The 3,878-nt window shown below is 38.0% G+C and carries 6 protein-coding genes; all 6 read right to left on the bottom strand.

Annotated features, from left to right (window positions below):
- Window positions 1–108: 108 nt before the first annotated feature.
- The gene (map, locus tag ACR2F3_RS15440; protein WP_432710880.1) at window positions 109–897 is read right to left on the bottom strand and encodes a type I methionyl aminopeptidase; all 789 of its coding nucleotides are present in this window, start codon (window positions 895–897) and stop codon (window positions 109–111) included.
- An 8-nt stretch (window positions 898–905) separates the two neighbouring features.
- Window positions 906–2,240, bottom strand: a complete 1,335-nt coding sequence (gene secY, locus ACR2F3_RS15435) for a preprotein translocase subunit SecY (RefSeq protein WP_432710879.1) — start codon at window positions 2,238–2,240, stop codon at window positions 906–908.
- 3 nt (window positions 2,241–2,243) lie between these two features.
- Window positions 2,244–2,690: a 50S ribosomal protein L15 gene (gene rplO, locus ACR2F3_RS15430; protein ID WP_432710878.1), complete on the bottom strand. Its 447-nt coding sequence runs from the start codon at window positions 2,688–2,690 to the stop codon at window positions 2,244–2,246.
- Window positions 2,691–2,794: 104 nt separating this feature from the next.
- Window positions 2,795–2,974, bottom strand: coding sequence for a 50S ribosomal protein L30 (rpmD, locus tag ACR2F3_RS15425; RefSeq protein ID WP_432710877.1), 180 nt, complete (start codon window positions 2,972–2,974; stop codon window positions 2,795–2,797).
- A gap of 4 nt (window positions 2,975–2,978) precedes the next feature.
- Window positions 2,979–3,497 carry a 30S ribosomal protein S5 gene (gene rpsE, locus ACR2F3_RS15420; RefSeq protein ID WP_196859741.1) on the bottom strand — a complete coding sequence of 173 codons (519 nt, stop codon included), beginning with the start codon at window positions 3,495–3,497 and terminating at the stop codon, window positions 2,979–2,981.
- Between the two features lie 17 nt (window positions 3,498–3,514).
- Window positions 3,515–3,868 carry a 50S ribosomal protein L18 gene (rplR, locus tag ACR2F3_RS15415; RefSeq protein ID WP_432710881.1) on the bottom strand — a complete coding sequence of 118 codons (354 nt, stop codon included), beginning with the start codon at window positions 3,866–3,868 and terminating at the stop codon, window positions 3,515–3,517.
- Window positions 3,869–3,878: the final 10 nt, after the last annotated feature.

Here is a 3,878-nt window from a genome sequence, read left to right as displayed (position 1 = left end):
CTTATTACACCGTCTTGTTCAATTGAGGCTTGTTTAGCCATATAATATTGATTTTTACTGAATTAGCTGCTACTAAACAGGGTTGCAAAATTAAATAAAAAAAATTAATTATTCTCTTTTTTTCTTTAAAACTTCTTCAATCTGCGAAAAGGACGACAATACGTCTGCTTTTCCCTTTTTGATCGCAACCATATGTTCATAATGTGCTGAAGGCCGGTTATCTTTTGTCGTCACAGTCCAACCGTCAGACCAAAACTTAACCCCTGCACTTCCTGCATTAATCATAGGTTCAATTGCAAGTACCATTCCTTCCTCCAGTTTAATTCCTGAACCACGTTTACCGTAATTCGGAACATCTGGTTTTTCATGAAGTTTAATACCTACACCATGACCTACAAGTTCTCTAACAACACCAAAGCCATTATCCTCCGCAAGCTTTTGAATAGCAAAACCTATATCGCCAACGCGATTACCAGCCACTGCTTTTTCAATACCTGCATATAAACATTGCTTGGTAGTGTCAATGAGCCTCTGCCTTTCCTCATCAATTTCACCAATTGCAAAGGTGTATGCAGAGTCACTATAATAATTATTCTTGATAACACCACAGTCAACAGAAATGAGATCACCTTCCTTGATCACATGATCACTTGGAATCCCATGAACAATTTGCTCATTAGGTGATATACACAAAGCATAAGGGAAACCATTATAGTTCAAAAATGCGGGAACGCCCCCATGATCTCTTATAAAGGTTTCGCCTAAGTTATTCAAACTCATGGTTGTCATACCTGGAGCAATTACAGAGGCAATCTCTGCTAATGCACCCGATAAGACAACCGCGCTTTCTCTTATCAATTCGATTTCTTCTGTAGACTTGTAATAAATCTTCGACATTCCAAATTCTAAATAACCGCGTTACTGCTATTAGCTGCAGGAATACCTGAACGGCCAGTTACACGTCCGGTCTTCATCAAACCATCGTAATGACGCATTAACAAATAACTTTCAATTTGTTGAAGCGTATCCAATACAACACCTACTAAAATAAGAAGGGATGTACCACCATAGAACTGGGCAAATTCAGATTTGATGCCAAACTTCACCGCAACAGATGGCATGATCGCAATCAAAGCCAAACAAATCGCACCTGGAAAAGTAATCTTGGAAATCACGTCGTCAATGAAAGAAGAAGTAGCTAAACCTGGTTTAACACCTGGAATAAAACCACCGTTTTTCTTCATGTCATCCGCCATCTGAGTCGGGTTAACAGTGATTGCTGTATAGAAAAACGTAAAAGCAATAATTAAAAATGCAAACGTCAAACTATATGCTAAAGAAGTATAATCGCTAAACTGGATTAACCAGCTGTTTTGCATCGATGGAAAGAACCCAGTTAAAGTAGCTGGAATAAACATCAAAGCCTGAGCAAAGATAATCGGCATAACGCCTGCAGCATTTACTTTTAAGGGAATGTACTGTCTAACACCACCGAATTGTCTGTTACCAACAATACGTTTTGCATATTGCACAGGCACTTTACGTATACCCTGTACAATAAGGATGGTAAAAATAACCACACCAATTAAAGCAACCAATTCTAAAACTAAAGCAACTAACCCACCTTCACCAACAAATCGCGAACTGATCTCTTGTTGCAAAGCGATAGGCAAACGCGCAATAATACCCACCATAATGATTAGTGATATACCATTACCAATACCTTTGTCAGTGATCTTCTCACCTAACCACATTACAAACAAGGTACCGGCAGACAAAACAAAAGTAGCAACCACAAAGAATAATGTATGGTTAATCATAATGGCTTCTGGTGGAACCTGTGTTTTTACATAACCAATAGCTTGAACCGCAGTAATAGCTACTGTTAAATATCTTGTAATCTGATTAAGTTTTGTACGACCACTTTCTCCCTCCTTTTGCATTTTTTGGAACGAAGGCACCGCTATACCGAGTAACTGAACTACAATGGACGCAGAAATATAAGGCATAACCCCCAAGGCTAAGATTGAGACCCGAGAGAAAGATCCGCCGGCAAACATATCCAATAGACCTAAAAGACCTGATTTTTCATTATCGCCTAAAGCAGTTGGGTCAACACCTGGTAAAACCACGTGCGACACAAATCTATAAACCAAAAGAATGATGAGCGTAAATACAATACGCTCTCTCAATTCTTGAATTTTCCAAATATTACTTAAAGTAGTAAACAGCTTCTTCATTAATTACAATTTTTCGATTGAGCCTCCAACAGCCTCAATAGCTTTTTGTGCAGTAGCAGAAAAAGCGTGTGCTTTAACTTCTATTTTAGATTTAACCTCACCACGACCTAGAATTTTTACCAAGTCATTTTTAGACGCTAAACCATGCTCTTGCAAAGTAGCGAAATCAATACTGGTTAAACTAAATTTTTCTGCTAAGTCTTGTAAAACGTCTAAATTAACGCCTACATATTCTACACGGTTAATTGGCTTGAAACCTACCTTAGGTACACGACGTTGTAAAGGCATTTGTCCACCTTCAAAACCAATTTTGGTTTTGTGTCCTGAACGGGATCCAGCTCCTTTGTGACCACGAGTGGAAGTTCCACCGCGACCAGAACCAGTACCACGACCAATTCTCTTGTTATTCTTTGTAGAACCTACTGCAGGTTTTAAATTACTTAAGTTCATTTTGAAACTTATTGTGCTGCCCTTCGCTTTCACTAATCAGGGCAACGGTTAAACATATATAAAGGTTGCAAATGTAAATATATACATTTTAACAACCTTTATTTTTATAAATTCTCTATTGCTACCAGGTGGTTAACTTTTCTAACCATACCTATAATGGCACCCGTAGCTTCAACTTCTACACTTTGGTTTAATTTTGTTAAACCTAAAGCTTGCATAGTTCTTTTTTGACGCTCACTTCTGTCGATGATGCTTTTTACCTGGGTTATTTTGATCTTAGCCATAATATTATCCGTTAAAAACTTTGTTTAAATCTACACCACGGTGTTGAGCTACTGTATATGCATCACGCATTTTAGTCAATGCATCAACAGTTGCTTTTACCACGTTGTGTGGGTTAGAAGATCCTTTTGATTTGGCTAATACGTTATGTACACCAGCACTTTCTAATACGGCACGCATTGCACCACCAGCAATTACTCCGGTACCTACTGCAGCTGGTTTAATTAAAACGAAACCACCTGAAAATTTACCAATTTGCTCATGAGGAACAGTACCATGTAAAAGCGGAATTTTTACTAAATTCTTTTTAGCATCATCGATACCTTTAGCAATAGCTTCCGTTACCTCTTTCGCTTTACCTAATCCGTATCCTACGATTCCGTTTTCATCCCCTACTACCACAATGGCAGAAAAGCTGAATGTACGTCCACCTTTGGTTACTTTGGCAACGCGTTGTATGCTAACTAAACGATCTTTTAATTCGATCTCGCTAGTCTTAACTCTTTTTATATTGTTAGTTGACATTCTTCTCTATTTTCAGATTAAAATACTAAACCACCTTCGCGTGCACCTTCTGCCAACGACTTAACACGTCCGTGGTATAAGTAACCGTTTCTATCAAAAACAACTTCTTTTATACCTGCTGCAATTGCTTTCTCAGCAACCATTTTACCTACAGCTACAGACTGTGCTGATTTGTTTCCGTTACCAGCAAAATCTTTAGATAAAGATGAAGCTGAAACTATTGTGCTACCAGTTACGTCGTTAATGATTTGAGCATAAATTCCTTTATTGCTTCTAAATACTGATAAACGTGGACGGTTGTCAGAACCGGTAAGTCTTTTTCTGATTCCTTTTTTTATACGATCTCTACGAGATAATTTTTTCCCTGCCATGATGATTATT

This window comes from Pedobacter sp. (assembly GCF_045627485.1).
In the GTDB taxonomy this organism is placed as follows: domain Bacteria; phylum Bacteroidota; class Bacteroidia; order Sphingobacteriales; family Sphingobacteriaceae; genus Pedobacter.
The sequence above is the reverse complement of the archived record's forward strand: the minus strand, read 5'-3'. Positions and strand labels throughout refer to the sequence as shown.

Coding starts and splice junctions, on each gene's coding strand:
- secY (WP_432710879.1), bottom strand. CDS start 2,240: ATGAAGAAGCTGTTTACTACTTTAAGTAATATTTGGAAAATTCAAGAA.
- map (WP_432710880.1), bottom strand. CDS start 897: ATGTCGAAGATTTATTACAAGTCTACAGAAGAAATCGAATTGATAAGA.
- rpsE (WP_196859741.1), bottom strand. CDS start 3,497: ATGTCAACTAACAATATAAAAAGAGTTAAGACTAGCGAGATCGAATTA.
- rpmD (WP_432710877.1), bottom strand. CDS start 2,974: ATGGCTAAGATCAAAATAACCCAGGTAAAAAGCATCATCGACAGAAGT.
- rplR (WP_432710881.1), bottom strand. CDS start 3,868: ATGGCAGGGAAAAAATTATCTCGTAGAGATCGTATAAAAAAAGGAATC.
- rplO (WP_432710878.1), bottom strand. CDS start 2,690: ATGAACTTAAGTAATTTAAAACCTGCAGTAGGTTCTACAAAGAATAAC.